The sequence below is a fragment of the Pseudarthrobacter sp. rb genome, assembly GCF_056389225.1.
Genome location: NZ_JBWJAR010000001.1, coordinates 150,837 through 177,455 on the forward strand (window position 1 = coordinate 150,837; position 26,619 = coordinate 177,455).

Below are 26,619 nucleotides of genomic sequence, written 5' to 3' on the forward strand. Positions count from 1 at the left end.
TTTCGGAGCGTTTTTACATGTGGCGTGAACCAATTAGGCGGCGGACCCGGGAACTCCTGCGGGAGTTCGTAGAGCGGGCGGATGATCTTGTCCGGGCACAGGAACATGTCGAGGGGCTGCTCGGCGCAGTGGTCTCCATGACAGAGGACCTGAGCCTGGAAGCGGTACTGGACCGGTTGGTGCAGTCGGCGTGCGAACTTGTGGGGGCACGGTATGGAGCCTTGGGCGTCATCGGCGACGACCAGCAGCTCAGCCACTTCATCACCGTGGGCATCGATGAAGAAGGTGCCCGGGTCATCGGCGACCTGCCCACAGGCCATGGCGTGCTTGGGGAGCTGATCCGCGAACCCAAGCCGTTGCGACTCCATGACTTGGGCGAGCATCCCATAGCGGTTGGGTTTCCTTCCAACCACCCGCCCATGAGCACCTTCCTGGGTGTACCGGTCCGGGTCCGGAACGAAGTCTTTGGGAACCTCTACCTGACGGAAAAGCTCGGTGAGCAGGATTTCACGGCCGAGGACGAGGACCTTGCTGTTGCCTTGGCGGCTGCCGCCGGAGTGGCCATCCAGAACGCCAAGTTGTTTGATGACACCAGGCGCCGCCAGCGGTGGCTGGAAGCGGGAATGGAGGTCAGCGACCGCCTGAAGGACCAGCCACGCTCCGATACCGAGAACCTGGACATGATTGCCGAGCGGGCCCTTAACGCCTCTTCCTCGGTCCTGTCCCTGATCGCCTCGGTGGGTGCGGACGGAACCATCAGGTGCCGGACCTCGGTGGGTGCCCAGGCGATGCCCGGCGGCCAGGAACTGCCCGCCGCCGCTGTCCTGTCCGAGGTGCTCGAGACGGGGGATTCCAGGGTCCTTACCGACCCCCTCCTGGTGTTCGATCCGACGTCGGCCGAGAAGCTTGGGCCGGTCCTCGTGGCCGCCCTCGGCAGCAACAGTGACGGCCACCGGGACAGCGTCCTGGTCCTGGCCAGGGCTGTTGGCGGAACGCGGTATACGGACGTGGATGTTGAGCAAAGCGCCGTATTTGCATCCCGGATAGGCCTGACGCTGGACCTGCTCAAGGCGAACCAGTTGCGCGAAGAGCACGCCCTGTTCATTGACCGGGAACGGATCGCGGCGGACCTGCACGACCTGGTGATCCAGCGTCTCTTCGCTGCCGGGTTGAGCATCCAGGGCCTGCGCCGCTACACCGCGGACCCGCCTGCACATGAGCGGCGCATCGCGGGGATCACCGCCGAGCTGGACGACTGCATCCATCAGCTCCGCGACACCATCTACTCACTCCAGGCACGTGCACCCGATAAGGAACTTCTCAGCGGCCGCCTGCTGCGCGCTGTGCAGGAAGCCGCCAACGCTGCCGGTTTCCTCCCCAGGATCCAGATTTCAGGACCAGTGGACGATGTGGTGGGCGATGAAGTGGCCGAGCAGCTGCTGCGGGTGCTGCACGAAAGCGTCAGCAACGCCGTGAGGCATTCCGGGTCCGAGGACATCTCCATCCTGCTCGCTGCGCAGGATGGAGAGGTGGTCCTCACGGTCCGCGACACCGGGCGTGGGTTCAAGGACCCTGCACGGGTCAGCGGGTTGAACAACATCAAGAACCGCGCCGCCCGCCTGGGCGGGGAATGCCTCATCGACAGCGTCCCCGGCAAAGGCACCAGTGTGACGTGGAGGGCACCCGCTGACGGCTGAGCGGGCTAACGGGATGGGTCGCCAGCTCAGGGTGGTTCCGGCTTAACATGTGCCGGGGTGACGGTCAGGGGGGGTCAGTGCAGCAGTTCCCACGCCCGGGGGATGGGCGCGGGAATCAGGTGACCCCGCCGGCGGAAGCCCAATTTATGGAGCACGGAAGATACGTGGGCGGCCACGGCGTCGTCAGGCAGCACCATCTCCTGCCCGATCTGGGGGTTGGTCAGTCCGCGGGCCATGAGGGCGAGTACATTCCGTTCGGTCCGCGTCATGGCCTTCAGCCAGGGGGCCGAAGCAGTGGCGTACAGGCCGTCGGCCACCCGCTCCCTGACCCCGGGGCCGATGGAGGAAATGCCGGCGGCGGTGCTGCGGATGCAGTTGATCAATGCGTCGCTGTCTCCGATCCGCTTGAGCACGTAGCCCGAAGCCCCCGCAAGGACCGCTGCCCGTATGGCGTGCTGTTCGTCCCAGCCGGTAAGGATCAGGCAACGCACCTCTGGGGCCGTGGAGCGCAGGTCGCGGCACACCTCGATGCCCGTCCCGTCCGGCAGCCTGTCATCCAGCACCACGATGTCCGGCTGCAGGACGTGGATCAGGCGCCGGGCTTCTGAAGCGGAACCGCTTTCGCCCACCACATCGAAACCAACATGTTCGAGCAGGTCGCCGAGACCCTTCCGGACCATCTCGTGGTCATTGAGGATGAAGACCCGGATGGGCAGGATGGCGGACCAAGACTCATTGGGGGGTGCTGCAGGTGTATTCATGAAGACGCTCTCATCAACTCGACGCCCTCCCCGGCTGCCCTTTCCCTGCAGCCGCCCCTCCGGAAGGAACCTCACTAATCATCGGGCACTTAGGGCCAGTCAATTCCCAGCGCCGTCCCGGAATAAGCCGGAACCTCCCGGTGGGCGCTGCAGACGGCGCAGATGGTGCTGTGTTCCGGCCCCGGCACCCATTGATGGGACTCCTCGAGCCGGTATTCATACCGGCCTCCGAGCCTCTGGAGCCGGTTCAGGGCCACGCTGGCAGTTTCCCACGAACCCCAGCGGCCCACCACCCCTCCACTGTCCTTGGAAATGACATTGCACCCGCCGTGCCCGAGCTCGGTGCCGTGCTCCAGGCCGCCTGGCGGTTCCTTGCCGGCGTGTACTGCCTTGTACTCGTCCATGGTTGCCATGTTCCGTACCCTTCTGCCCCGGCTCAGGCGGCCTGCTGCTGTGGGCGGGCGAGGAAGACCTCCAGCGACTGGAGCGTGGCGACTGCGTCCTGGAAGGCCGGGTTGCGGTGCGGATGCAGCCGGTGCAGCAGTCCTCCGTTGTATTGGAGCCGGCGGCGTGCGGTGCTTACGGCGCGGACAGCGTGCTTGAGATCTTCAGGACGGCGCGGCAGGACGCTGTTCAGGCACTGGATCGATGCAAGGGCGACGGCCAGGACGTTGGCATCCATTTGCTGGCCCGCTGCCCGGTGCTGCCGCAGCTGGGCGGTGAGATCGTCCCAGATGTCCCGAGCGGCCGCCCGGGCCACCTCTGTCCGGGCCCCGTTTGCGGAGAGTCCCCGGTCCAGGAGCGCCTTGTACAGGGGGTCGAACCGGCCGGCCAGCGCTTCTGCCTTCTCCATGTCGTCACCGTCCGGAGCTGATGCCGGGACGAAATTGGACGGGTGGAGAAGCATCGCCCGCCGGCGTGCGGCGTCCGCCTGCGACAGGGGCGCGGGACGGAAGGTGAGGATGTCAGCGGACATGTCGGCCCTTTCAAAATCCAGCAAGCTGGGTGCGGCTGCATGCCGGCGGGCATCCTTGACGGTGCCTCCGGCGGAAAGTCACTGGGGGTTTCACTGTGGAAAGCCGCTCCGGCCTCGCAATGTGAGGACCCGGACGGTGCCTTTACAAGAATGCCAAGCCTCCCGCGCCCGCTATAGGGCTGAAGGTCCCGTCCTCGAAGCGGGCCACCGGCGATCACCGGGGGCTTTGTGCCCTGTTTCAGGGTCCGGGGCCGCCCTAGCCTGAAACAAGCAGGGCGGTGTAAGGCCGCCTGCGGATCCGGGAGGCACACGGTGAAATCGGCAAACGCAAGCATCATCGCAGGCGTGATCCTCATTGCCTTGGGCGGCCTGTTGCTCCTGGACCGGCTGGGCGTCATGGACACGGCTGCCTTCGTGGCGCCGGTGATTTTCGCGGCCGTGGGGGTGTTGTTCCTGTCCCTGTTCATCCGGCGCCGGGAGAACTGGTGGGCGGCCATTCCCGGGTCCGTGTTCCTGGGCCTGGCAGCTGTCGTCATCGCCACCGAGCTCACCGGAGGTGCCTGGGGCGCGGCCTTCCTGTTCCTCTTCATGGGTGCCGGGTTCGGGGCCGTGTTCGTGCGGGAACGGGGCAATTGGTGGGCGCTGATACCTTCCGGCGTCATGTTCACGCTGGCAGTCATCGTGGCACTCCCGCAGGAACTGCAGGGTACGCCCACTGCAGCCGTCCTCTTCCTTGGCCTGGCGGCCACCTTTGGCGTGCTGTCCCTGGTGCCGGTCCGCGTTGATGAGGGCGGGCACCGTACGGAACGGATGAAATGGCCGTTGATTCCGGCGGGCATCCTTGCCGTCATGGGCCTGATCTTCGTGCTGCAGGCCATGGCCGTGCTGATCCCGGTGGATTTTGCCTTCCCTGCGGTGATGATCGTGGCCGGCATCGCCCTCATGGTCTACGCCTACGTTGCCCACCGCGATGGCCGCCAGAGGGCCCAGGGCCCCGGCCCGCGGGCAGGCTGACGCGGAACGCTGTGCGGGACTGCCGTCAGGTGCCGGTCCGCGGCAGGGATGGTGCGAGCAGCGTGGCCCACAGGTGCCAGAGCATGGCCCCGAAGGTGGCGAGGAACGCTGCAACCGCCAGCCACAGTTCGGCCCGGCCGATGGCTGCCACCAGGGGCAACTGGTCGGCGCGGCCCAGGTAGATCCCGGCCACGGCGGACATGCCGAGGGGAAAGATGACGCTCCACAGGCCCGGCTCGTAGGACAACGGCACGCGGTGGAGCACGTGGCGCCACCAGCCGGCGGCAAGGAGCACCGGGAAGAGCCATGAGGCGAAGGACCAGAACACCACGGAAGCGCCGGCCACCAGCCCGCGCGTTGCATCCACCATGGGCGCGCCTGCCATCTCCACGATCCGGGCTCCCGCCAGGACGCTGATGGCCATGGCGCCCATGGCCACGAAGTACTGGGGGCGGAGGTCCTGCGGCAGGATGGGGTAGGTCATGAGCCGCAGCGAGACGAAGATCCCCACGGCGGCATAGAGGATAAGCCCCACCGACCAGGCGACGACGGCGACGAGCGCCAGGGCCGCGCGCCAGTCCGGGCCGGCGAGTGGCTCGATCGATGCGGCCGCAACCGCCACGGACTGGCTGGCCACGCACCAGATGAACCAGGAGCCGTTGGCATCCTTGACCACGGGCCGCTCGGACCTTCCCAGCACTGCCGTCCACGGCACGACGTAGCCCAGCACCACCCAGGCGAGCACCGCAACCGCAAGCAGCACCGCCGTCGCGCCCTGCCATCCCGCCATGCCAAGGCGCGTCCCCAGCACGTTTGTTCCGGCGATGAACGTGAAGAAGCCAAACGCCCGCCCGGGATCCATGAAGTCGCTGCGCACGTCGGCGGCGAACCTGGCCAGGCGGAACAGGCTAAGCACAAGAATCAGGAGGTAGGAGAGGGCGCACACCACCAGCAGCGCCATGGACAACGCGTGGAAGCCCTCAAGCTCGAGCCCCACGGAGATGATGCCGCTGGCCATGGTGAGCGCGAAGTAGCCGGGGGTGAGCGTCCGGACCGCCTGGCTGGCGCGGGAGCCGAAGGAGTTCCGGGCGTCGGTGGCGGTGTCCATGGCACCAAGCTTAGGGTGGCTCAGAGGGCACCGGTGCGGCGCTCCGCCTTCGCCTTGATTCCGGCCAGCTGTTGGGCCTGGCCACGCTCGGACATCTTGATGATGAGCGCGTCAACGGCGGCCTCCGCCATGTTCCGGGGGACGGTATCGGACCGGATGCTGAGCCGGGTACCGCCGTCCCCGGGCGCCACCTCCACCCGGAAGACCGGGCCTAAGGCCGCCTTGGACGTGAAGTGGCTCTTTGGGACGTACTCGGTGTATTCGTGCGTGGTCTTGAGCGGAATGCCAAGGACTTTCCACGACGCCTGGAACGTGGTCCCCACACCCTCGGGGGTGGTCACCAGGTCCGAGATCTGGACGTCCGGCCCCAGCCAGACCCGCGGATCCTTCACCAGCTCGAAGACGTCCTCCACCGCGGCGGCGATGGTCACGCTGTCAGACCAGGTCAGGGTCTGGCTGAACTTCGCCTCGTTGGCGTGCGGGACCGTCTTCTTCCCGGTCTCCAGCAGGCTCTTGACGTTGGCGACCATGCCCTGGATGTCGTCTTCGGTCAGTCTGGCAAACAATGCCTGGGCGGGAACCCGGACCAGGGGTGCATCGATTTCCAGGGCTGACTCGACGGCCAGTTCGGTGCCGCTTCCGTTGAGCGGTTCCAGCGAAAACGTGATGACAGGCCCCACGGACGCCTTGGATACGATGCGCTTGTTGGGCATCACCTCCCGGTACTCGTGGGTCACGTGCATGGGAATGCCCCACGCCTTGGCGGACCAGCGCGCGGACGTGCCCACGCCGTCGGGTTTGATGTCCAGGTTGGTGACGTCGCTGTCTCCGGGGAAGGCCGTCATCCAGTTTGTCGGGTCGCTCAGGAAGGTGAAGACCGTCTCCACGGGAGCCTTGATCACGGTGCTCCGGAGAATAGTCCTGGTCATGTCCTGTCTCCTTTCCGGCAGGGCGGGATTCCTGCATTGTCCCTTCCAGTGCAGTCCCCTGGGCGCCGCATAAACAGAGGAAAAGGTCCCAGCCGGCAGCTACGACGCTGCCTGTGCCCGTGCCCAGTGCGCACCCAGCAGCGCGGCCACCCGCTCCGGCTCCGCACGGTGCGGCGGGTCGAAATGGTGCCGGCCGGGAAACACCTCCAGCCGGAAATCAGGGAAGACGCGGGCCAGGCGCCCAGCGTTGTCCCCCTGCTCATCCGGGCTGCTCATGCCGCCCAGCACAAAGAGCACCGGTTTATGGAAGGCAGCCAGCCGGCCACGGTCCAGGGCATAGGTGTTGAACGCATGCAGGAAGGCGCTGATCCCGGCCGGGCGCTTGGCCATCCACGGCGGCGGCGGGCCCGGCGGCGGAGGCGGCAGGACGGCGTCGGGCTTCACCTGCAGCCTTATGAAGGCGGCCATGAATTCCTCCTGCGGCAGGTCGCCCAGTTCGCCATAGCGGTGCCACAGCCGCGTGTGCTCCGGGCTCCAGTCCCAGGTGCCCGCCCAGGCCGGCTCGAGCAGGGCCAGGCTCAGCAGCCGTTCCGGGTGCCGGGCCGTGAGTGCCAGGGCCGCTGCGCCACCACCGGAATACCCCAGCAGATGGAAGGTATCCCAGCCGCGGGCGTCCGCCTCGCGGAGCACGCCGTCCGCTTCGGTATCCAGGCTCCAGCCTGGCGGGGGAGTTTCACCCGCGTAGAGCTCAAGGTCCTTGGCCACGGCCTCAACGGTGCCTCCCAGTGCCGCCAGCAGCGCGCCGTATGCGGGGCCGGCGGGGAGGACGCTGCCGGGCAGGAGGATGACCCGGAACGGTTCCATGGCAAGGGCTCCTTCAGGCGGCACGGTAACGGCGCGCCGCCGATGTGCTGGTTTCCTTCGGGGGTGCTGCAGGGGCGGACACGGTTACTTCGCCGCCGCTCCGCGGGCCCCGGCTTTGGTGGCCCGGGCCTTGGGCTCCCTGGCCTCCTTGGGCGGCAGGGTGGCGACGTAAGCCAGCGCCTTTTCTGCCCAGGCCCGCGCCCGGGTGTCATCGCCGTCGCCCTCTTCATTCCACACTTCCGGCAGTCCGGTGTAGCCACCCATGGGCCTGTCCGCCGGCCCGAACGTCACGGTCCGTTCGGAGGACTCCAGCAGTTCCTTGTCCTCGCGGGAGAGCTTCACACCAATGGTGGACCCGAACAGCCCGGCGAACATGTTGCCGTTGACGAACGCTCCCAGGTTGCCGAACATCGGCTTCACCACAACTCCGGGATGGCTGGGGACCACGCGGCGGAACCGCTCTTTTTCTTCCTCGGTTGCCTTGGGCATTTCCATGGCGTCACCTTCCGGTGGCAGGGTTTTTCCGCAGATCTGGATGCAGGATATGCCTGTTCGGTGCCGCCGTCGAGGGCTGGCCGCCACCCTGGTGCAGCAGGCAAGAATTCCGCCCCTGAGCAGGTCAAACTTCACGGCTGAGTGCTATACCTAACCGTAGGCAACTAAAATTTGGCTGCCTGGCGAAGGGCGAATTCCGAGGATCCGGGGGCTTCCCCGGAGGGTTGGAGGCGATGGTGCTGACAACTCCAGGGCCGGCCCCGGCTGGACGCAGCACGCGGCCGGGCCGGAAGCACCTGGGCGGGCTGGCCCTCGCTGCGCTCACCCTGCTCACCGGCTGCAGCGGCGGCACCAGCCAGTCAGTGTCCACGGCACTCAAGGACAGTTCCTCCGCCGTCGCCACCGCCCGCATCGCGCTCCGCCAGGACATGGACGGCAAACTGACCCGTGCCGCCACCTCCACCACGCTTGACGATGAGCTCAAGGAGATCCAGACCAGCCGGGGCACGGTCCTGAAGCTCTCCCCGGCCACCCAGGAGGACCGCGAGACCCAGAAGCAGGCGCTGGACGTGCTGGACCAGTGCGCCGCCGGCTTTGCCACGGCACGCGCCGCGTTGGCAGCGAACGACGGCGGCACCCCCTCCGTGTCCGACGGGGACAAGGCGCTCGCCGGCGCGCAGGACGCCCTCAAGCAGCTCGAAGGCAAGGTGGGGTCCCAATGAAGGCTGAACCGTGAAGCGGCTCCTGGGCGTCGCGCTTGGGATCCTCACCGCCATCGGCGGGTTTGTGGACATCGGGGACCTGGTGACCAACGCCGTCGTCGGATCCCGCTTCGGCCTGTCCCTGGTGTGGGTGGTGGCTGTGGGCGTGGTGGGGATCTGCCTGTTCGCCAACATGTCCGGCCGGGTGGCGGCGGTGTCCGGCCGGGCTACGTTCGAGGTGATCCGCGAACGGCTGGGACCGCGGGCCGGGCTGGCCAACCTTTCGGCGTCGTTCCTGATCAACCTGATGACCGTGACGGCTGAGATCGGCGGCATTGCCCTGGCCCTGCAGCTGGCCAGCAGCGTGTACTACCTGCTGTGGATTCCCGTGGCAGCGCTGGCAGTGTGGCTGGTGGTCTGGCGGGTCCGGTTCACCATCATGGAAAACGTCACCGGCCTGCTGGGGCTGACCCTGATCATCTTTGCGGTGGCACTGTTCCTGCTCAAGCCGGACTGGGCGGCGCTGGCCGGACAGCTGGCACCTGCCGTCCCGGAACAGGAAACGGTGTGGACGTACAGCTATTACGCCATAGCCCTGTTCGGCGCGGCCATGACCCCGTATGAGGTGTTCTTCTTCTCCTCCGGTGCCGTGGAGGAGGGGTGGAAGGTGAAGGACCTGCTCCAGGAGCGGATCAACGTCCTGGTGGGATTCCCGCTGGGCGGCCTGTTGTCCGTCGCCATCGCCGCGTGCGCCGCCGTCGTCCTGCTGCCGGCCGGAATCTCGGTGACGTCGCTGTCCCAGGTGGTCCTGCCCGTTGCGGAGGGCGCCGGGAAGATCGGGCTGGCGCTGGTCCTGGTGGGGATCGTGGCGGCGACGTTCGGTGCGGCGCTGGAAACCACGCTCTCCAGCGGCTACACCCTGGCCCAGTTCTTTGGCTGGTCCTGGGGCAAGTTCCGCCGGCCCGCGGAGGCCGCCCGCTTCCACCTGGCCATGATCGTGTGCCTGTTGGTGGGCATCGCGGTCCTGGCTACAGGCGTGGATCCCGTGCTGGTCACCGAATATTCGGTGGTGTTCTCGGCCATCGCCCTGCCCCTGACCTACCTGCCCATCCTCATCGTGGCCAACGATCCCGAGTACATGCGCGAGCATGTCAACGGGCGGGTTGTCAATGTCCTGGGCATGGTCTACCTGGTGATCATCCTGGTGGCCTCCATCGCCGCCATCCCCCTCATGATCGTGACAGGAGCCGGCTCATGACATCCTCACCCGACCCGCTGCTTCCGGCCCCGCAGGTGGCCGGGCGCGTCCTGGACGCCCAGTTGCACCTGCTGGACCGGCAGGTTTTGGACCACGACGGCGTCCCGGTCACCACCGTCGACGACCTCGAGCTGAGCGGGCCCGCCGTGGACGTGGAGATTGAAGCGGGGACCGCGGCGCCGGTCGTCACTGCATTGCTGACGGGGTCGGTGCTGGGGACGCGCATCTTTGGCGGCAGGCCGCCGTCGTCCCGGCTGATCCGGATCCCGTGGAAGGACGTGGCGGAGGTGGGCGTGGTGCTGCGGCTTGGCATCAGCGGGGAGCCGCTGGACGCGAGCTGGGTGGAGCGGTGGGTCCGGGACAAGATCATTGCGCGCATTCCGGGAGGCCGCCATGATCCTCGGTGACCTGCTGGGCACCCCCGTTCATGATGCCGACGGCGGGAGGCTGGGCCGGGTGGCAGATGTCCGGTTCGTCCTGGACGGCACCCCGCATCAGCTGATGGCTGAGCCGCGCCTGCTGGGGCTGGTCGTCGGCCCGCACAGCACGGCCTCCTTCATGGGCTACGACCGGAACGGCCTCACGCGGCCCCGGCTGGTGGCCCGGATCCTCCGCTGGCGGCACCGCGGATCCTTCCTGGTGCTGTGGGAGGACATCGCCCTGGTGGGCTCACACTCGGTCCGGCTACGGCCCGGGTTCACCCGCTACAGCCCGGCGCTGCAGGACACTGCGAAGGGATAGGACGGAGTTGAACAGGCCTGCAATTAGGCGTGCGGCGGATCTCCTGTAGAGTTGACCCTGTTGTTGTGTTTATGCAGTTGGTAGTTCAGGCAGTACGCACGGTCGAAAGTCCGTGTTCTTCTGAAGTAGCGGTTTTTGAACACCCCACGCCGGAGGGCCCGAAAGTCGGGACGTTCCCTCCACCTTCACGAAGGACAAAAATAATGGCTACTGGTACCGTCAAATGGTTTAACGCTGAAAAGGGCTTCGGCTTCATCTCCCCGGACGACTCCTCGCAGGACGTTTTCGCGCACTACTCCGCGATCAACTCCTCCGGCTTCCGCTCCCTCGAAGAGAACCAGAAGGTTTCCTTCGACACCGAGCAGGGCCCCAAGGGTCCCCAGGCCACCAACATCCAGGCTCTCTAATTTCCTAGGGATCCGGGACCGTTAGGTTTCAAAAGCAGGGCTTGCCGTTTCGCGGCAAGCCCTGCTTTTTTGTTAACCCGGGCCTTTTGTGGTCCGCTCCCAGGCCCTCGATTTTGCCTCCTCGACAAAGTTCAGTTGAAGGAGCAATCTGTTTAGTGCGTACGTACGCAGCGTGCCAACCCCACGCCCACGGCGGCGTTTGGAAAACTCCAACCAGCGCGGCACCAGTTGGGGTGGTGCATGTCCGGCACGATGCTCGGCCGGCCCGGCTGCCTGCGCTCCCCGGCATCGGCAGCCGGCACTTTCACTCCGATAATCAGTGGCCGGTTCGGCCCCATGAGCAGTGACTTGAATCGGCCATAGCTGTATACCGGCTGATGGCCGGTTGCCGTTCAAGGAAGCATTGCTATGAAGAGTAGTCGGGGAAGCAATTCCAGATTCAAGACACTGGCGTTTATCGTTGCCTTCGCTTTTTCGCTGCTGGCCTCAATGGCTGCAGCAGGCCCCGCCTCGGCGGGCCAATCGGGCCACCGGACGTGGCAGGTCCAGGTGGGCTCTGAGTCCCGCAACCAGGCAATCCAGGGCATGCAGTTCCTCCCCTCGGAGATTTTCATCAACGAGCAGGACACCATTACGTGGGAGGCCAACTCCGCGGAGATCCACACAGTGACGTTCCTGGCGTCGGGACAGCCGTTGCAGCCATTCGATCCGTTCAACAACGATGAGTTGTTGAAGCGCGGAGGGGACAGCTACGACGGGCATTCGTACTACAACTCGGGCCTCCTGGCCAACGTTGACGTGCCCGGCTTCCCGGACGCCAGGAGTTACAGCCTGGCGTTCCCGCGCGAAGGCGACTTCACCTACTACTGCCTGGTCCACGGCATGGTGATGAAGGGGACGGTACACGTCCGTGAGCAGGGGACTGACTATCCGTACAGCCAGTCAGACTACGACAAGTCATCGCGGGCCGAGGAGCGGTCCATCCTGCGGGACGGACGCGAGCTCACCGCGGACCTGGCGGACCAGGCCAACAGCCACAGGGTGATCGCAGGCGGTGACGACGGCGTTGCGATGGTCATGCGCTTCGTGCGGCCCGCCGTGACGGTGCATGTGGGCGATACCGTCGTGTTCGCCAATACCGGCATGGACGCTCCCCACACCGTTACGTTTGGTACCGAACCGGCGAACATTTTCGCCCCGTCCGGCGATCCGTCGCATTTCACCGGGGGCAACCTCAACTCGGGCATCATGTGGCCCGGCGCTGAGTTCGCGGTGACGTTCCAGACAAAGGGCACCTTTGATTACATCTGTGCACTCCATGACTACATGGGCATGGTGGGCAAGGTGAAGGTCGTCGACTGACGCCTGGTTTCCACGCGGTCCGGTTGGGGCGGTTGCCCCGGCCGGACCGCTTTGCGTGTCCCCGGAGTCAGTGCAGCCCCATCGCCTCGCGCACTTCGTCGAGGATGTGGTGCATGGCGCGTTCTGCCACGGCAGTGTCTCCGCCGGCCACGGCGGCTGCCACATCCTCGTGTGCCTGCAGCGCCTCGGCCCGCGGCTTGAACGGCATGAGCCCCTGCCGGGTGCGGCTGGTCAGGACCTCCGCCACCATTCCCTCCAGCGCCCGGAACATTTCGTTGCCGCAGCTGCGCAGCAGCAGTTGGTGGAACGCGATGTCGGCGGCAAGGAAAGCCTGCAGGTCCCCGGCTTCCCCCAGCCGGCGGAGGTCCCCGGCCAGGGAGACCAGCTGTGCGCGTTCGGCGGCGCTGGCCCGGCGTGCGGCGCCGGCGGCAGCGATGGGCTCGACGGCGATGCGCAGCTCGGTGAGGCTGCTGTACTGCAGCTCCCGCCGGTCCGAGGCCAGCCGCCACCGCACGAGCTTCGGGTCGAAGACATTCCATAGCGACGGGTCCTGCACCACGATGCCCACCCGCCGCCGGGAGTAGACCAGGTTCATGGACTCCAGGACTTTCATGGTGTCCCGGGCAACGGTGCGCGAAATTCCGTAGTCGTGCTGCAGGCCCTCAAGGGTAAGCCTGCTTCCCGGCGCGAGGCGCCCGGAGGCGACAGCGACCCCCACCGCTTCCAGCACCCGTTCGTGCATGGCCGGGGAGGACCCGCCCTCGTGCATCTCATCGCCATCCTGGACTGTCGCCGTCGACATTCTTTCCCCGTTCGCTCACGCGCCGCTGCGCCCTCCCAGAATACCGGGGATTGGACCAAAGGTATGACTTGTGACACGAATAGATAGCATCTTTCGGAAAGAAAGGTGATACCTTATCGCTTGGCCCGTTTCAGACAGGTCCACCGCGAGCTTCTTCGAAAGCCAAAGACGTCTTCTCCGGAGGTATGACATGCAGTATCCAGCCACGCACCTTGTGGTCATGGGCGTTGCCGGTTCCGGCAAATCCACCCTGGCCGCGGCCCTTTCCCGCCAATTGGGCTGGGCATGCGCCGAAGCGGACGAATTCCATCCCGCCGCAAACATCGCCAAGATGAGCCAGGGCATCCCCCTCCAGGACGAAGACCGCTGGCCGTGGCTGGAGGAGATCCGTGACTGGATGACTGCCCAGGCTGCCGCCGGCAAGAGCACGGTCCTTACCTGTTCCGCGCTCAAGCGTGGCTACCGCGAGCTGTTGTCCGGCGCCCAGGGCCGGGTCGTCTTCCTCCACCTGGACGGCGGGGCGGACCTGATCAGCCAGCGCATGCAGGGCCGGGAAGGGCATTTCATGCCGCCCACGCTGCTGCCCAGCCAGCTGGCCACCCTGGAGCCGCTGACCCAGGAAGAGATCGCCGCCGGAAGTCTCCGCCTCGACATCTCGCGCTCACCTGAAGAGCTGGTCGCCGCAGTCGTACAGGCCCTCAACCTCCCCACCGGCCAGGCGCCCGGCGCGTCCTGACCCCCCAAAGCCCCAACCCTGTTTCAAAGGAGAACCATGACCATCGAAGGATGGACCCAGACGATGGGCGCAGGTCCGCTTCTGCTCATCGCCGCGGCGGCAATTCTCGTGCTGCTGTTCCTGATCATCCGGCTGCGGATCCACGCCCTGATCGCCCTGATCCTCATCAGCCTCGCCACGGCCTTCGCCACGGGAATCCCCGCCAACAAGGTGGTACCCGTCCTGGTTGACGGCTTTGGCACCACCCTGGGGACCGTGGCCCTGCTGGTGGGCCTGGGCGCGATGCTCGGCCGAATCGTGGAAACCAGCGGCGGCGCCAAGGTCCTGGCCGACTACCTGATCGGCATCTTCGGTGAAAAACGTGCCCCGTTCGCCCTGGGGCTGGCATCACTGATCTTCGGCTTCCCCATCTTCTTCGACGCCGGCCTGGTGGTCATGCTGCCCGTGGTCTTCGCCGTCGCCCACCGCCTGGGCGGGGGAGTACTCCGCTACGGCCTGCCCGCCGCCGGCGCCTTCTCGGTGATGCACATCTTCCTGCCGCCGCACCCGGGCCCGGTCTCCGCTGCCGCCTTCTTCGACGCGAACATCGGCCTGGTGCTCATTGCCGGCCTCATCACCGCCATCCCCACGTGGTACGTCACCGCCTACCTCTACGGCCTGTACACGGGCAAGAAGCTGGTCCTCCCCGTCCCCGAAATCCTGGGCCACGCCAGCGCCGAGGCCGAGGCGCACCCTCCCCGGTTCCGCACCATCATCGGCCTGCTGCTCCTGCCGCTGGTGCTGATCTTCCTCAACACCGGCCTGAACACCCTGGCTTCCTCCGGTGCGCTGGATGAGTCCGTCAAGAAGGAACAGTGGTTCCAGGTCCTGCGCACCATCGGTGAAACCCCGGTAGCCCTGCTCATCGCAGTGCTTGCGGCGCTGTTCGTGCTGGGAACCCGACGGGGCCGCGACGCCGGTGCCCTGGAGAAGCTGCTCGAGTCCTCCCTGGGGCCGGTCTGCTCCGTCATCCTGATCACCGGTGCCGGCGGCATGTTCGGCGGCGTCCTGCGCACCTCCGGCATCGGCAAGGCGCTGGCGGACGTGCTGGGCAACGTGGGCATCCCGCTGATCCTGGCCGGGTTCCTGATCTCCGCCATCCTGCGCATTGCCCAGGGCTCAGCCACCGTCGCACTGACCACCACCGCCGGCCTGATTGCTCCCGCCGTGGCGGGTGGCGGCCTGAACGGCATGCAGATCGCCGCCATGGTCATCGCCGTGGCCGCCGGATCCGTGGTGGTGTCCCACGTCAACGACTCAGGCTTCTGGCTGGTGGGCCGCTTCTTCGGGATGGACGTCAAGACCACCCTGAAGACCTGGACCGTCATGGAAACCCTCATCGGCGTGATGGGCTTCGCCGTCGCCGCCGTCATCTTCCTGGTGGCCGGCGCGGTGGGCTGACCCCTCCTGTCCGGGAGCACGGCGGGGCGGCTGGTGGGAACACCGGCCGCCCCGCCGTCGTTATGCCCCTTGGTGTGCCATGCCGGTGCACCACCCAGCCGACCAAAGGACACCCCTTGACGACTCCCCGCACCATCGTGATCACCGGCGCCAGCGACGGCATTGGCGCGGCAGCCGCAAGGACGCTGGCCCAGGCAGGGGAGCAGGTGGTCGTCGTCGGCCGTTCCGCCGGCAAGACCCGCGCCCTGGCCGGGGACATCGGCGCCGACCACTACCTGGCCGACTTCGCCGACCTTTCACAGGTCCGTGACCTCGCGGAGAAACTGAAGGCAAACTACCCGCGCATCGATGTCCTGGCCAACAACGCCGGCGGGATCATGGGCAAGCGGACGCTCACCGTGGACGGCAACGAGACGACCTTCCAGGTCAACCACCTGGCGCCGTTCCTGCTCACCACGCTGCTGATGGACACGCTCACCGCCAGCGACGCCAAGGTGATCAACACCTCCAGCGCCGCCAACAACTTCGGCAAGCTGGACCTCTTCGACCTTAACGCCGAGCACGGGTACAGCACCAACCGCGCCTACGGCACGGGCAAGCTCGCCAACATCCTGTTCACCTCCGAGCTGCACCGCCGCTTCCATGACCAGGGGATCACGACGGCGGCATTCCACCCGGGCGTGGTCCGCACCAACTTCGCTGCGGAGTCCGGCAGCCCGTGGCGGCACGCCTACACCACCCTGCTGAACCGCTTCATGCTCAGCCCGGACCAGGGTGCCGACACGATGCTTTGGCTCATCAACGGCACCGCCGGCACGGACTGGATTTCCGGCGCCTACTACGCCAAGCGCGCCCTGGCCAAGGCCAACGCCCAGGCCTACGACGCCGGACTGGCGCGCGGGCTGTGGGAGAAGAGCGAAGAGCTGGTCAAGGCCTTTGCCTGACCGCTGTTTCACTCACAGCCGACGCCGTCGTGGTCTGCATCCAGTCCGTAGATATCGCGGCCGATGACCTCGACCGGGCCACGGACGTAGGACGGTCCGTTGCCGCTTCCACCTGCGCAGTCAACGTCGGAGGCGATGGGAACGCAGCCTGAGTAGTTCGGGTCGCAGCCGGGGTTCGTTCCCGGCACGGGCTGGGGTGCAGGCAGGGGCGCAGGAGCGGGAGGTGCGGCGGCCTTGGCGGCGGCCTCTGCAGCGGCCTTGGCTGCAGCCGCGTCCTGGGCCGCCTTCGCCTCAGCCGCTTGCCGGGCAGCAGCCTCTGCCGCGGCCTTATCGGCGGCGTCCTTGTCCGCTGCGGCTTTGTCCGCGGCCGCCTTGTTCGCCGCCGCTTTGTCTGCCGCAGCCTTATCTGCCGCGGCTTTCTCTGCCGCCGCCTTTGCGGCGGCCGCGGCCAGTTTGTCGGTGACCTGCCTGGACACTGAGGCCTCGAGCCACACCAGCCTGCCCGACTCGTCCTTGGTGCATACGTACGTGGTTCCGCCAGAGACCTGACGGGCGTTGATGCTTGTGCAGGGTGTGTCCGCGATGGGCTTTGCAGAGGGAGTTGCCGTGGCGGATTCGGTGGCCGTCCCGGCAGCGGAGGTCAGCGACGCCTGCGGTGCGCCGCAGCCGGCCAGCAGGAGTACGACGGCGGCAGCGGCCCCGGCGCCCAGCGCTTTGTTTGGGCCCTTCCGCCGGGCGGCTCCTGCAGCGGGCGCGTCTTCATTGCGAAGCGTGCAGCGCGCGGAAATGTTGCGGAGTGTAGGCATGTGTCCCCCAAAGTGCGTGTACCGGATGCGGTGGCACGGCCAGCGTAGTCCCGGCCCCGCGGGCGGAACGGGTTAAGCGCCAATCTTGATTTAATGCTTGGGCAACCCTTGGTCTTGTCTCGCCAGTGCCTCCCCGATGACTCTTGCACCTTCCGGGTAGGCGCCGGGGTTCGGTCCTGAGTAGTTGAGGCGGATGAACGCGCCGGCGGGCTCGGCCGGAAACCACTCGGTGCCGGCGGCGATGATCACGCCGGCGTCCCCGCAGTCACGCACCAGCCGTGGAAGGTCCGTTGTGTCCGGCAGCCGCAGCCACAGGTTCAGTCCGCCCCTTGGCAGGTTGTCGAGGTGTGCCTGCGGAACGTGCTCCCGGATGCTGGCGGCCAGCAGGTCCCGGCGGGACTGCAGTTGCTGGCGGAGGCTGCGCAGGTGGGTCTGCCATCCGGGTTGCGTCACCACGTCCAACGCCGCTGCCTGCAGGAGTCCGCTGACATACATCGACTCAGCGGCGCGGTGGCCCAGGATGCGTTCCCGCGCCGGCCCGCGCACGATCACGGCGGCAATGCGGATGGCCGTGGACACGCTCTTGGTCAACGACCTGATGTAGACCACATGGCCGGAATCATCCTGCGTGGCCAACGGGACGGGGTTTGAGGTGATGCCGAAATCGTGGGCCCAGTCATCCTCCACCAGGAAGGCACCATGCCGGCGGGCTATGTCGAGGATCTCGGCGCCCCGGGCCGCCGCCCACTGCGCCCCGGTGGGATTCGCATAGTTGGGCTGCACGTAGAACGCCCGGGCCCCGGTCTCGGCAAAGGCACGGTCCACGTCGGCGGGGTCCGGGCCATCGGGCCCCGTGGGCACCGGGACCACCCGCACCCCGGTCTGGGCGGCGGCCAGGATGGCACCCCAATACGACGGCGACTCCATGAGCAGAGGCTGTCCCGCGCCCACCAGTGCGCGGAAGATGGAGCTGAGTCCGCTTTGGCTGCCCGGCAGGACGATGACGTCGTTTGGCGTTGGGGGCGTCATTCCCACCGGGGTTGCCGAGCCCAGCTCCTGGGCGAACCACTGCTGCAGTTCGGGCATGCCGGCGGCGGGCGGCCGGGACAGGGCGGCGTCGCCGCGGGCGGCGCGGGCCAGCGCGGACCGGACCAGCCGTTCCGGCAACAGCTCGCGGTCCGGGTAGCCGGAGTGGAACCAGATGGCCTCGCCGGGGACACTGCGCATGGTGCCCGACGACGGCGGCAGCGGAGATGACGGCGACCGCAGCGCTGCGGTCTGCCAGCCATAGTCCGACGGGCGTGCGGTGCGGACGGCACGGACAAACGTCCCGACGCCGGGCCGGCTTTCGATCAGGCCCTGCGAGGCCAGCGCCTGCAGGGCCTTCTGGACCGTCACCGGGCTCACCTGGTACTCGGCCACCAGCGAGCGGGTCGACGGCAGTTTGGCGCCGGGTGCCGCTCCCGCAACCCATTGCCGGAGTGCCGTCGCGATCCGTGAACTGCTATCGTTGTTCATGAGAGAACATAGTAGCGCTACTGTCCTTGATGGCCCAGTGATACTGCCCCGGCCGTCCACCGGGATCTGGTGGGGCCTGCTGGGCGTCGCGGCCTTCTCCTTCACCGTTCCCTTCACCCGCGTGGCCGTGGCCGGGATCCCGCCGCTGTTCATCGGTTCCGGCCGGGCCGTGGTGGCCGCTGCCCTTGCCGCCGCAGCGCTCGCCATCACCCGCCAGCGGCTGCCCCATCCAGGGACCTGGCTGCGCCTGGCGCTCGTGGCCGGCGGCGTCGTCGCCGGCTTTCCGCTGCTTACTTCCTACGCCCTCACCGCCGTGCCGGCCGGGCACGGCGCTGTGGTCATCGCACTCCTGCCCGCCGCCACGGCCACCGTGGCCGTGCTGCGCACAGGCGAGCGGCCACCGGCCCTCTTCTGGGCCGTGACGGTGCTTGGCTCCCTGGCAGCCATAACCTTTGCCGTCCTGCAGTCCGGGGGAGCGGGACAGTTGCACTGGGCGGACCTCCTGCTGCTGGGCGCCGTTGCCTGCGCTGCGGTGGGGTACGCGGAGGGTGGCCTGCTGACCCGCGAACTGGGCTCCTGGCAAACCATCGCCTGGGCGCTGGTCCTCGGCGCGCCGGCCATGCTGGTCCTGGCCGTTGTCTCCGTCCAGGGCCAGCCGCCGTCGGCCACTCCCACCCAATGGGCCGCGTTCGGCTATCTGGCCGTGGTCAGCATGTTCCTTGGCTTCTTCGCCTGGTACCGCGGGCTGGCCACCGGCCCCATGGCACAGGTGAGCCAGATCCAGCTGCTGCAGCCGGTAATGAGCATCTGCTGGGCCGCGCTCCTTTTGGGCGAGGCACTGACCTGGACCACGGTGGCGGGCGCCCTCGCCGTCGTCCTCTGCGCCGCCGCGGCCGTCCGCATCCGGCTCAAACCAACCTCCTAGCCGCACGAAAGGACACTCCCATGTACATTCCCGCCCACTTCGCCGCCCGGCCCGGCGCCATCCGGAACCTCCTGGCACACGCCGGTGCCGCCAATCTCGTCACCATGACCGACGGCGGCCTGCTGGCAACGCTGCTGCCCGTCGCGTTCAACCCTGCGGTGGGGGAGCATGGCGCACTGCAGGCGCACATGGCGCGGAACAACCCGCAGTGGTCCAGCGCTCCCACCGCGGAGGCGCTCGCCATCATCCAGGGCCCGGATGACTACATCTCGCCGTCGTGGTATCCCGCCAAAGCAGAGCATGGCCGCGTTGTCCCCACCTGGAACTACAGCACCGCCCACGTCTACGGCGAGCTGGTGGTCCATGACGACGCCGGCTGGCTGGCACGGCATGTGCGGCACCTGACCGGCCTGCACGAGGGCGGCCGGCAGGATCCGTGGACTGTGGACGACGCCCCGGAGAAGTTCATCGCCGGGCAGCTGCGCGCGATCGTGGGCGTGGAACTGGTGATCACCAGGATCGAAGCGAAGGAGAAACTGAGCCAGAACCGCTCCGATGCCGACGCCGCGGGGGTGGCGGCGGGCCTCCGGGCCGACGGGCGGGAAGCCGGAGCGGCCGCCGTCGAACGCGTCCGCCCCTGAGTCCCGGGAATCAGGCGGGCGCTAGGCCGTCCGTTCCAGGAGCACCATCACCTCGTAGTGGGTGGTCTGCGGGAACATGTCCAGGACCCGTGCCCGCCGGGCAGTGAAGGACGGGAGCGCGGCCAGGTCGCGGGCCAGCGACTGGGCGTTGCAGCTGGAGTACACCACATGCTGGACATCGGATGACTCCAGCCAGCCGCACAGCTCCTTGCCGATGCCGCGCCGCGGCGGGTTCACGATCACCAGTTCCGGCGACTGCGCCGCGGTGAGGGCGAACGCGGTGGCGTCCCCGGCGTGGAACTCCATGCCCGCCAGGCCTGCCTCGTCACTGCTGAGCCGCGCCGAGACGATGGCCTCGCTGCTGGCTTCAATGCCGGTAACCGTCCGGGACGGGGCAGCGCTGTGCAGGGCGAAGCCGCCCACGCCGCAGTACAGGTCCCACACCGAGGCCGGCGCCAGTTCGTTGACCCACTCGCGCCCCTGCCGGTACAGGGCCGCGGCCATGCCGGTGTTGGTCTGGAAGAAGCTCTGGGGCCTCAGGTGCAGGTTGATGTCATTGACCCGCATCTCCAGGGTGGACTGCTCCGTCAGCAGGATCTCGCGGTCGCCTTCGAGTACGGCCTTGTGCTCCGGAAGCAGGTTGACGGAGACCACCTTGACCTGCGGCAGGTCGGCCAGGAGCTCCGGAAGGTGCTTCCGGATCCGCGGCAGCACCTGTTCCGATCGAAGCACCAGGCGGAGCATCACGTCACCTGCCGGGGATTCGGTGATGATGACGTGTTTGAGTTCGCCGGTCCGGCGTGGAACGTCGTAGGGGGTCAGGCGGAGGCGGCGGATGTAGGTGGCCAGCACCGGGAAGACGGCCCGCAGGCCGGGGGAGCAGACGCCGCACTTGCGCAGGTCCACGCCGTGGCCGTCGGCGTCGAGGATTCCGATGGTGGGGTTCTGCGCCGTCCCGCCGATCACCATCTTGGCCTTGTTGCGGAAGCCGGACTCCTGGCTGGCCACGGGCTCCAGCCACTCCAGCGAGGCGTGGTCGGACAGGAGGCCCTGGCAGTGCAGCTGCTTGCCGGCGAGCTGTTCGCCGTACGGCCTGCCCATCTGGGTGCAGGAGCGGCAGGTGCCGGCATCAAAGTAGGAACAGCGCATGACTGCACAAGTTTACCCGGTCGCCTTCCCGGCCAGGACGGGAAGGCGCGACGGCGGCACCCGGCCATGTGCCGCCGTCGTACCTTCCATCGGGGATCCAAACGTAACTCCGTGCAATATGAGCATGCTTCCATGCTTTTGATGCTGCTAAATTCGGCACCCGTGCTACTTTCGGCACTGACACCGTGCATTTCTTCGTTTGGAGACCCGTGGAACCCACACCCCCGCTCACCCTCGATCCACGGCCTGCGGCGCCGCAGCCCGTGGAGTCCGCCCTCCGCCGTTCCATGGGGCCGCGCCATCTGGTCATGATCGCCATGGGTGGGGTGATCGGCTCCGGCCTCTTCGTCAGCTCGGGCTACACCATCTCCCAGGCCGGCCCGCTTGGCGCCGTCATCGCGTACCTGGTGGGCGCCTTCGTGGTGTACCTGGTCATGGCATGCCTGGGCGAACTCGCCATCGCCTATCCCGTGTCCGGCGCCTTCCATATCTACGCCACCCGCTCCATCGGACCGGCCACGGGGTTCGCCACGGCCTGGCTGTACTGGCTGTGCTGGGCCGTGGCCATCGGCTCAGAGTTCACCGCGTCCGGGCTCCTCATGCAGCGCTGGTTCCCCGACGTCGACGTGTGGGTCTGGTGCCTGGTCTTTGCCGCCATCCTCTTTGGCTTCAACGCCGTCTCCTCCCGGTTCTTCGGCGAGGCCGAGTTCTGGTTCGCCATCGTTAAGGTGGCCGCCATCATCGGCCTGATCGTCCTGGGCGGGGCGGCGCTGTTCGGCTTCCATCCGCTCAACAGCGGCGGCAACCACCCGCTCCTGCTCCAGAACTTCGCCACGGAATCGGGACTCTTCCCCAACGGATTCACCGGAATCCTGGTCACGGTCCTGGCCGTCTTCTATGCCTTCTCCGGGTCGGAACTTATTGGCGTCGCCGCCGGTGAAACCAAGGACCCCGCAACCGCCATTCCCAAGGCCATGCGCACCACCGTGATCCGGCTGCTGATCTTCTTCGTGGGCGCCATTACCGTTATCGCCGCCACCATCCCCTACACGGAAGTGGGGCTGGATGAGAGCCCGTTCGTCACTGTCTTTTCCGCCATCGGCGTCCCGTTCGCCGCGGACATCATGAACTTCGTCATCATCACGGCCCTGCTGTCCGCCGGAAACAGCGGCCTCTACTCCTGCGCCCGGATGCTGTATTCGCTGGCCGACGAAGGGCAGGCACCACAGGCCCTGAAGAAGCTGAGCCGCCGGGGCATCCCCCTGGTTGCGCTCTCCGTGAGCATGGTGGGCGGCCTCGCTTCCCTGCTCAGCAGCGTGGTGGCCCCGGAAACGGTGTACCTGGTCCTCGTCTCCGTGGCAGGCTTCGCCGTGGTGGGGGTGTGGATGTCCATTACCGCCTCGCACTACTTCCACCGCCGTGCCTTCATCCGCGACGGCGGCGATCTCTCCACCCTCGCCTACCGGGCGCCGCTGTTCCCGCTGGTCCCCATCCTCGCGTTCTCCCTCTGCGTCATCTCCCTGGTCGGCATCGCGCTTGACCCGGCCCAGGCGGCGGCGCTCTACTTCGGCATCCCCTTCGTCGCCGCCTGCTACGCCTACTTCCACTTCCGGCACGGACGCAGGGCCGCGCGGGCAGGCCGGTAGGCAGGGCACGGACGACGACGGCAGCGCCGCGGGTGGAACGAGCAGCGCCCGTGGAACAATGGGGCCGTTGTCAGCAGCCGGGAGGGCAGGAAAGCGTGGAATCAACCGCCGAGGCGTCCTCGATGGCGCAGGGACTGCGGATCCTGCGGCACGTGGTGGAACGGGAAAAGCGGGGGCAGGCGCCGCTGGGCGTTTCGCAGCTCGCCGCGGAGCTCGGCATGGAACAGAGCCGGGTGTCGCGCCTGGCCCAGGAGCTGTGCGGCCTGGAACTGCTGGAACGCTTTGACCGCGGACCATTCCGGACAGGCCCCGGCTTCTTCAGCCTGGCCTCCGCCTTGAACACGGGCTGGGTCCGGGAGGCGAAGCCGCTGCTCGAGGAGCTGGTTGCCGGGCTTGGAGTGCGGGCACGGCTTTCGGTCCGCGACGGGTACCAGGTCATCCTGCTCCGCGCCTCGAGCAATGAAGCCGTGCCCGGCAGTTTCGTGGTGCCCGGCATGGTCACGCCCGTCTGGTGCACCGGCGCCGGGAGGGCCCTGCTGTGGGACTTCGACCGGTCCGCCCTCGCGGAACTGCTCGCGGATGTGAATTACATCGGCATCGGCGGACCCGGCGCTGCCCACACCACCGACGGCATCTGGGACCTGCTGGTGCGGGACCGCACTGCCGGCTTCATCGCCGCCGAGGAGGAGTTTGAGCACGGCGTGGTGGAGCTGGCCGTGCCAGTGCGGGACGCCGGCGGTTCCATCATGGGGGCGCTCAGCGTGCTGGGCAGCCGGGGAGAGTTCGGGGCTGATTTCGCCACGGCGGCAGCTGTGCTTTCGTCCGCCGCCACGCGCCTCGGTGCAGCCGAAACCTGACACTCAGCTCCGGTAGCCGAGCCTCGACTCGAGCCAGGATCCCTGGGCCACCAGGGCAGCGGCGCATGATTCCCGCCGCGGTTCCAGCCGGTCCTTGATGCCCACGATCTGCAGGGCCGCCACCACGTCGCCTTTGAAGTCGCGGACCGGTACGGCCAGGGAGTACAGCCCGGGCTCGGCTTCTTCATCCACGATCGAGTATCCGCGGGCGCGCGCGGTTTCCCGCCGCACCAGGAACTCATCCACGCCTGCAGGCGTGTTGGGGCCGTGGCGCGTGAATGCGACCTTTGAAAACACGCTCCGGACATCCTCTTCCGGTGCTTCCCACAGGACCGCCTGGCCGGCGTCACTGCAGTAGGCAGGATAAGGGCGGCCCAGCCATGAACCCACCAGGTTGCTGCCGGCCGGGACGCTCTCACCGATGGTCACCGTGCTGTCGCCGCGCAGCACTCCAAGGAAGCACGCCTCATTGGTCCCGGCGGCCAGGGCGTCCAGGGCGGCGGCGCCGTCGGCCTGGAGTCGGCGTTCGGTCAGGAGCTGCGCGTCGGTGTAGACCGACCAGTCCAGGACGTAGGTGCGCGCCGCAGTGCGGGCCAGGAAGCCTTCCTGTCCGCCGGTCCGCAGGCTGCGGGACACCTGGCTCCGGTCCCGGTCCAGATCGGCGGCGACCTCGGCAGCGCTGCCGCCGGGAAACCCCCGTGCGTGGCGTTCCCCAACGGCAAGCAGGGCCTGGATTCCGCGGCCCATGCTGGAGGTCTTCGACATAAAAGTGAGTCTAGCGATCCGAAAGGGGCCCTCCGGTGTGGCCGGTTGCTGGTGCCGGTAACACTCAGTAAAAGCATGAGCCCATGCCTATAGTGAACTTATGCCTCCCATTTCTTCCCTCTCCGCCGCACTGGAATCCGGTCGCACCCTGATTGCCGACGGCGCCCTGGCCACCGAGCTGGAGGCGCGCGGCTGCAACCTGGACGACCCTCTGTGGTCGGCCAAGGTCCTGCTCGAGCAGCCCGGGCTTATCCGGGACGTGCACCGCGACTACTTCGCGGCGGGGGCGAACATCGCCACCACGGCCAGCTACCAGGCAACGCCCCGGGGGTTTGCGGCACGGGGCATGGCTGAGGAGGAAGCCCTTGACCTGGTTGCACTGTCCGTACGGCTGGCGGATGAAGCCCGGCGGGAGCACCTGATGGAGCATCCGGACGCCGGGCCGCTGCTGGTGGGGGGCTCCGTGGGCCCGTACGGCGCCTACCTCGCGGACGGCTCGGAATACCGGGGGGACTACAGCCTCGCCCCCGGCGAGTTCGAGGAGTTCCATGCTCCCCGCGTAGCGGCACTGGTCAAGGCCGGCGTGGACTTCCTCGCCTTCGAGACGCTGCCCTCCTTCGCCGAGGCGGAGGCCCTGCTGGCACTCAGCCGGGAACACGGCGTCGACACCTGGTTTTCCTTTTCCCTCCGCGACGGCGGCCACATCAGCGACGGCACGCCGCTGGCCGATGTGGCGCAACGCGTGAACGGGCACCCGCACGTTGCGGCGGTCGGAGTGAACTGCGTGCCCCTTGACCTGGTAGGCCCGGCGCTCGCCGCCCTGCGCCTGCACACGGAGATACCCCTGGTGGCCTACCCGAATTCGGGGGAGACCTACGATTCCGCAACCAAGACGTGGAGCCAGGCAAGCGGAGGGTACGGCGGCTCGGCCGGGGGAGGGGCGCCTGCAGGCCTTGCCGCCGGTGCCGGTGAATGGCAGCAGGCGGGCGCACGCATCCTGGGCGGCTGCTGCCGGACCACTCCCCGGGACATCGCCGCATTGGCCGCGCAGGCGTAGCGTTCCGGGAACACTGCCGCCTCCACGGGTGTTAAACCCAGTGGAGAAGCGAACAATGGACACCAGAACTTACACAGCACTTGTCATACCGGCCGGCAATGCCGAGCCCATCCGCCTGGAGCAGGTGGACGCGGACCTGAAGGCCCTTGAAGCCCTGGTGGGCGGCCCGCTGGAATCGGTGATCCGCGGCGACTGGCATGTCTACCTCAACGCGGAAAGCGTCACGAGGCTCCTGCCGGTCAACTTCCGCGCGGGGCAGCTGATGCACGAATGCGGCCTGGACCTTGACGGGATCCGCGGCACCGCAGTGTTCCTGGGCCGTGGCGAACACGGCACCGAGGCAGACCTCCCCGAGCACCTGGAGCGGCTCGTGGAGGAGCTTTTCGGAGCATTAGCCGCCTAATCCCTGGCGCGTACCCCGTAGGTGCTTAGCACGTTGCCCTTGCTGGTTGCCGACTGGTCCTGCAGCACCAGGCGGGTCAGTGGGTCGCCGTCCTCGAACAGCCGGCGGCCGCTGCCGGCGATCACCGGGTGGGTCATCAGCTGCAGCGAGTCCAGCAGACCGGCGAACAGCAGCTGCCGCACCACGGAGATGCTTCCGCACACGGCGATTTCCCCGCCGTCGCGTTCCCTTAACGCGCCCACGAACTCCGTCAGCGGCGCGTCCATCACCCGCGAGTTCTGCCATTCCAGCGGTCCCGTCAGCGTGTGCGATGCAACGAACTTCTCCACGGGGTTGATGAACGCGGCAAAGTCCTGGTCCTGCGGGGCGGTGGGCCAGTAATCCGCCCACTCCTGGTAGCTCACGCGGCCCAGGATGACGGTGTCCACGGTGTTGATCATCCTGGCCAGGCCCGTACCGAGCTCCTCGTCGAAGCTGTCGAACTGGAACTTGAAAGGTTCGGACACCACCCCGTCCACGGAGTGGAACAGGCCGGCAGTGACTTTGCGCATGGGAGCCTCCAGATAATATGCGGACAGGCCTTACGGTATTCGGCCAAGTCCTGTGCGGGAAGGGTT

At 67.4% G+C, this 26,619-nt stretch carries 30 protein-coding genes; 17 read left to right on the forward strand and 13 right to left on the reverse strand.

The window, feature by feature from the left end; all coding sequences use genetic code 11:
• The first annotated feature begins 17 nt into the window (after nucleotides 1–17).
• The gene (locus ACWRN3_RS00620; protein WP_476739600.1) at nucleotides 18–1,697 is read left to right on the forward strand and encodes a GAF domain-containing sensor histidine kinase; all 1,680 of its coding nucleotides are present in this window, start codon (nucleotides 18–20) and stop codon (nucleotides 1,695–1,697) included.
• 74 nt (nucleotides 1,698–1,771) lie between these two features.
• Here ACWRN3_RS00620 and ACWRN3_RS00625 read toward each other — a convergent pair whose 3' ends face one another.
• The 3 genes from ACWRN3_RS00625 to ACWRN3_RS00635 all read right to left on the reverse strand — a co-directional run bounded on the left by ACWRN3_RS00625 (nucleotide 1,772) and on the right by ACWRN3_RS00635 (nucleotide 3,434).
• A complete protein-coding gene (locus ACWRN3_RS00625; protein ID WP_476739601.1) occupies nucleotides 1,772–2,458 on the reverse strand; it encodes a response regulator in 687 nt (228 codons plus the stop codon).
• Nucleotides 2,459–2,547: 89 nt separating this feature from the next.
• The gene (locus tag ACWRN3_RS00630) at nucleotides 2,548–2,871 is read right to left on the reverse strand and encodes a hypothetical protein (RefSeq protein WP_324644488.1); all 324 of its coding nucleotides are present in this window, start codon (nucleotides 2,869–2,871) and stop codon (nucleotides 2,548–2,550) included.
• 23 nt (nucleotides 2,872–2,894) lie between these two features.
• On the reverse strand, nucleotides 2,895–3,434 hold the full coding sequence (locus tag ACWRN3_RS00635) for a hypothetical protein (RefSeq protein WP_324644489.1): 540 nt from the start codon (nucleotides 3,432–3,434) through the stop codon (nucleotides 2,895–2,897).
• 312 nt (nucleotides 3,435–3,746) lie between these two features.
• Here ACWRN3_RS00635 and ACWRN3_RS00640 point away from each other — a divergent pair, with 312 nt between their 5' ends.
• A complete protein-coding gene (locus ACWRN3_RS00640) occupies nucleotides 3,747–4,448 on the forward strand; it encodes a hypothetical protein (RefSeq protein WP_324644491.1) in 702 nt (233 codons plus the stop codon).
• A gap of 25 nt (nucleotides 4,449–4,473) precedes the next feature.
• On the opposite strand, the gene ACWRN3_RS00645 is transcribed toward ACWRN3_RS00640, so the two are convergent.
• The 4 genes from ACWRN3_RS00645 to ACWRN3_RS00660 form a co-directional block, all read right to left on the reverse strand.
• A complete protein-coding gene (locus ACWRN3_RS00645) occupies nucleotides 4,474–5,556 on the reverse strand; it encodes a tellurite resistance/C4-dicarboxylate transporter family protein (RefSeq protein ID WP_476739602.1) in 1,083 nt (360 codons plus the stop codon).
• Nucleotides 5,557–5,576: 20 nt separating this feature from the next.
• Nucleotides 5,577–6,485 carry an SRPBCC family protein gene (locus ACWRN3_RS00650; RefSeq protein ID WP_476739603.1) on the reverse strand — a complete coding sequence of 303 codons (909 nt, stop codon included), beginning with the start codon at nucleotides 6,483–6,485 and terminating at the stop codon, nucleotides 5,577–5,579.
• 99 nt (nucleotides 6,486–6,584) lie between these two features.
• Nucleotides 6,585–7,349: an alpha/beta fold hydrolase gene (locus tag ACWRN3_RS00655; protein WP_476739604.1), complete on the reverse strand. Its 765-nt coding sequence runs from the start codon at nucleotides 7,347–7,349 to the stop codon at nucleotides 6,585–6,587.
• 84 nt (nucleotides 7,350–7,433) lie between these two features.
• Nucleotides 7,434–7,844, reverse strand: coding sequence for a TfoX/Sxy family protein (locus tag ACWRN3_RS00660; protein WP_476739605.1), 411 nt, complete (start codon nucleotides 7,842–7,844; stop codon nucleotides 7,434–7,436).
• Between the two features lie 233 nt (nucleotides 7,845–8,077).
• Here ACWRN3_RS00660 and ACWRN3_RS00665 point away from each other — a divergent pair, with 233 nt between their 5' ends.
• From ACWRN3_RS00665 to ACWRN3_RS00690, 6 genes are all read left to right on the forward strand, one after another.
• Nucleotides 8,078–8,566, forward strand: coding sequence for a hypothetical protein (locus ACWRN3_RS00665; RefSeq protein ID WP_255174783.1), 489 nt, complete (start codon nucleotides 8,078–8,080; stop codon nucleotides 8,564–8,566).
• Nucleotides 8,567–8,576: 10 nt separating this feature from the next.
• Nucleotides 8,577–9,803, forward strand: a complete 1,227-nt coding sequence (locus ACWRN3_RS00670; RefSeq protein WP_476739606.1) for an Nramp family divalent metal transporter — start codon at nucleotides 8,577–8,579, stop codon at nucleotides 9,801–9,803.
• Nucleotides 9,800–10,210, forward strand: coding sequence for a hypothetical protein (locus ACWRN3_RS00675; protein ID WP_255174784.1), 411 nt, complete (start codon nucleotides 9,800–9,802; stop codon nucleotides 10,208–10,210). Before ACWRN3_RS00670 ends, ACWRN3_RS00675 begins: the two co-directional genes overlap by 4 nt.
• A complete protein-coding gene (locus ACWRN3_RS00680; protein ID WP_324644499.1) occupies nucleotides 10,197–10,544 on the forward strand; it encodes a PRC-barrel domain-containing protein in 348 nt (115 codons plus the stop codon). The genes ACWRN3_RS00675 and ACWRN3_RS00680 overlap by 14 nt, the downstream gene beginning before the upstream one ends.
• Nucleotides 10,545–10,747: 203 nt before the next feature.
• Nucleotides 10,748–10,951, forward strand: coding sequence for a cold-shock protein (locus tag ACWRN3_RS00685; protein WP_015936345.1), 204 nt, complete (start codon nucleotides 10,748–10,750; stop codon nucleotides 10,949–10,951).
• A gap of 408 nt (nucleotides 10,952–11,359) precedes the next feature.
• Nucleotides 11,360–12,313 (forward strand): plastocyanin/azurin family copper-binding protein, encoded by a 954-nt coding sequence (locus ACWRN3_RS00690; protein WP_324644501.1) that lies wholly within the window; start codon nucleotides 11,360–11,362, stop codon nucleotides 12,311–12,313.
• A gap of 67 nt (nucleotides 12,314–12,380) precedes the next feature.
• On the opposite strand, the gene ACWRN3_RS00695 is transcribed toward ACWRN3_RS00690, so the two are convergent.
• Nucleotides 12,381–13,115 carry a FadR/GntR family transcriptional regulator gene (locus ACWRN3_RS00695; protein ID WP_476739607.1) on the reverse strand — a complete coding sequence of 245 codons (735 nt, stop codon included), beginning with the start codon at nucleotides 13,113–13,115 and terminating at the stop codon, nucleotides 12,381–12,383.
• Between the two features lie 190 nt (nucleotides 13,116–13,305).
• Between ACWRN3_RS00695 and ACWRN3_RS00700 the strand changes: the two genes are divergently transcribed.
• The 3 genes from ACWRN3_RS00700 to ACWRN3_RS00710 all read left to right on the forward strand — a co-directional run bounded on the left by ACWRN3_RS00700 (nucleotide 13,306) and on the right by ACWRN3_RS00710 (nucleotide 16,235).
• Nucleotides 13,306–13,851 carry a gluconokinase gene (locus ACWRN3_RS00700; protein WP_476739608.1) on the forward strand — a complete coding sequence of 182 codons (546 nt, stop codon included), beginning with the start codon at nucleotides 13,306–13,308 and terminating at the stop codon, nucleotides 13,849–13,851.
• Nucleotides 13,852–13,887: 36 nt separating this feature from the next.
• Nucleotides 13,888–15,291, forward strand: coding sequence for a GntP family permease (locus ACWRN3_RS00705; RefSeq protein ID WP_476739609.1), 1,404 nt, complete (start codon nucleotides 13,888–13,890; stop codon nucleotides 15,289–15,291).
• Nucleotides 15,292–15,428: 137 nt separating this feature from the next.
• Nucleotides 15,429–16,235, forward strand: coding sequence for an SDR family NAD(P)-dependent oxidoreductase (locus ACWRN3_RS00710; protein ID WP_476739808.1), 807 nt, complete (start codon nucleotides 15,429–15,431; stop codon nucleotides 16,233–16,235).
• Nucleotides 16,236–16,243: 8 nt separating this feature from the next.
• Here the strand turns inward: ACWRN3_RS00710 and ACWRN3_RS00715 are convergent, their stop codons facing one another.
• Nucleotides 16,244–17,041, reverse strand: coding sequence for a hypothetical protein (locus ACWRN3_RS00715; RefSeq protein WP_476739610.1), 798 nt, complete (start codon nucleotides 17,039–17,041; stop codon nucleotides 16,244–16,246).
• A 90-nt stretch (nucleotides 17,042–17,131) separates the two neighbouring features.
• On the reverse strand, nucleotides 17,132–18,559 hold the full coding sequence (locus ACWRN3_RS00720; protein ID WP_476739611.1) for an aminotransferase-like domain-containing protein: 1,428 nt from the start codon (nucleotides 18,557–18,559) through the stop codon (nucleotides 17,132–17,134).
• Between ACWRN3_RS00720 and ACWRN3_RS00725 the strand changes: the two genes are divergently transcribed.
• Nucleotides 18,558–19,484, forward strand: coding sequence for a DMT family transporter (locus ACWRN3_RS00725; RefSeq protein WP_476739612.1), 927 nt, complete (start codon nucleotides 18,558–18,560; stop codon nucleotides 19,482–19,484). The genes ACWRN3_RS00720 and ACWRN3_RS00725 overlap by 2 nt on opposite strands.
• A gap of 20 nt (nucleotides 19,485–19,504) precedes the next feature.
• Nucleotides 19,505–20,125 carry an FMN-binding negative transcriptional regulator gene (locus tag ACWRN3_RS00730; RefSeq protein ID WP_324644510.1) on the forward strand — a complete coding sequence of 207 codons (621 nt, stop codon included), beginning with the start codon at nucleotides 19,505–19,507 and terminating at the stop codon, nucleotides 20,123–20,125.
• A gap of 21 nt (nucleotides 20,126–20,146) precedes the next feature.
• Here ACWRN3_RS00730 and rlmC read toward each other — a convergent pair whose 3' ends face one another.
• Entirely contained in the window at nucleotides 20,147–21,274 is a 1,128-nt protein-coding gene (gene rlmC, locus ACWRN3_RS00735; protein WP_476739613.1) for a 23S rRNA (uracil(747)-C(5))-methyltransferase RlmC, read from the reverse strand.
• Between the two features lie 209 nt (nucleotides 21,275–21,483).
• Here rlmC and ACWRN3_RS00740 point away from each other — a divergent pair, with 209 nt between their 5' ends.
• Nucleotides 21,484–22,920 (forward strand): amino acid permease, encoded by a 1,437-nt coding sequence (locus ACWRN3_RS00740; RefSeq protein WP_476739614.1) that lies wholly within the window; start codon nucleotides 21,484–21,486, stop codon nucleotides 22,918–22,920.
• A 95-nt stretch (nucleotides 22,921–23,015) separates the two neighbouring features.
• On the forward strand, nucleotides 23,016–23,777 hold the full coding sequence (locus ACWRN3_RS00745) for an IclR family transcriptional regulator (protein WP_476739615.1): 762 nt from the start codon (nucleotides 23,016–23,018) through the stop codon (nucleotides 23,775–23,777).
• 3 nt (nucleotides 23,778–23,780) lie between these two features.
• On the opposite strand, the gene ACWRN3_RS00750 is transcribed toward ACWRN3_RS00745, so the two are convergent.
• Nucleotides 23,781–24,542, reverse strand: a complete 762-nt coding sequence (locus ACWRN3_RS00750; RefSeq protein ID WP_476739616.1) for an IclR family transcriptional regulator — start codon at nucleotides 24,540–24,542, stop codon at nucleotides 23,781–23,783.
• A 100-nt stretch (nucleotides 24,543–24,642) separates the two neighbouring features.
• Here ACWRN3_RS00750 and mmuM point away from each other — a divergent pair, with 100 nt between their 5' ends.
• Both mmuM and ACWRN3_RS00760 read left to right on the forward strand, forming a co-directional pair.
• A complete protein-coding gene (gene mmuM, locus ACWRN3_RS00755; RefSeq protein WP_255174801.1) occupies nucleotides 24,643–25,599 on the forward strand; it encodes a homocysteine S-methyltransferase in 957 nt (318 codons plus the stop codon).
• Between the two features lie 55 nt (nucleotides 25,600–25,654).
• Nucleotides 25,655–26,002 (forward strand): DUF3846 domain-containing protein, encoded by a 348-nt coding sequence (locus ACWRN3_RS00760; RefSeq protein ID WP_324644517.1) that lies wholly within the window; start codon nucleotides 25,655–25,657, stop codon nucleotides 26,000–26,002.
• Here ACWRN3_RS00760 and ACWRN3_RS00765 read toward each other — a convergent pair.
• Complete coding sequence (locus ACWRN3_RS00765) at nucleotides 25,999–26,553, reverse strand: dihydrofolate reductase family protein (protein ID WP_255174803.1); 555 nt, start codon at nucleotides 26,551–26,553, stop codon at nucleotides 25,999–26,001. The genes ACWRN3_RS00760 and ACWRN3_RS00765 overlap by 4 nt on opposite strands.
• Between the last annotated feature and the right edge of the window lie 66 nt (nucleotides 26,554–26,619).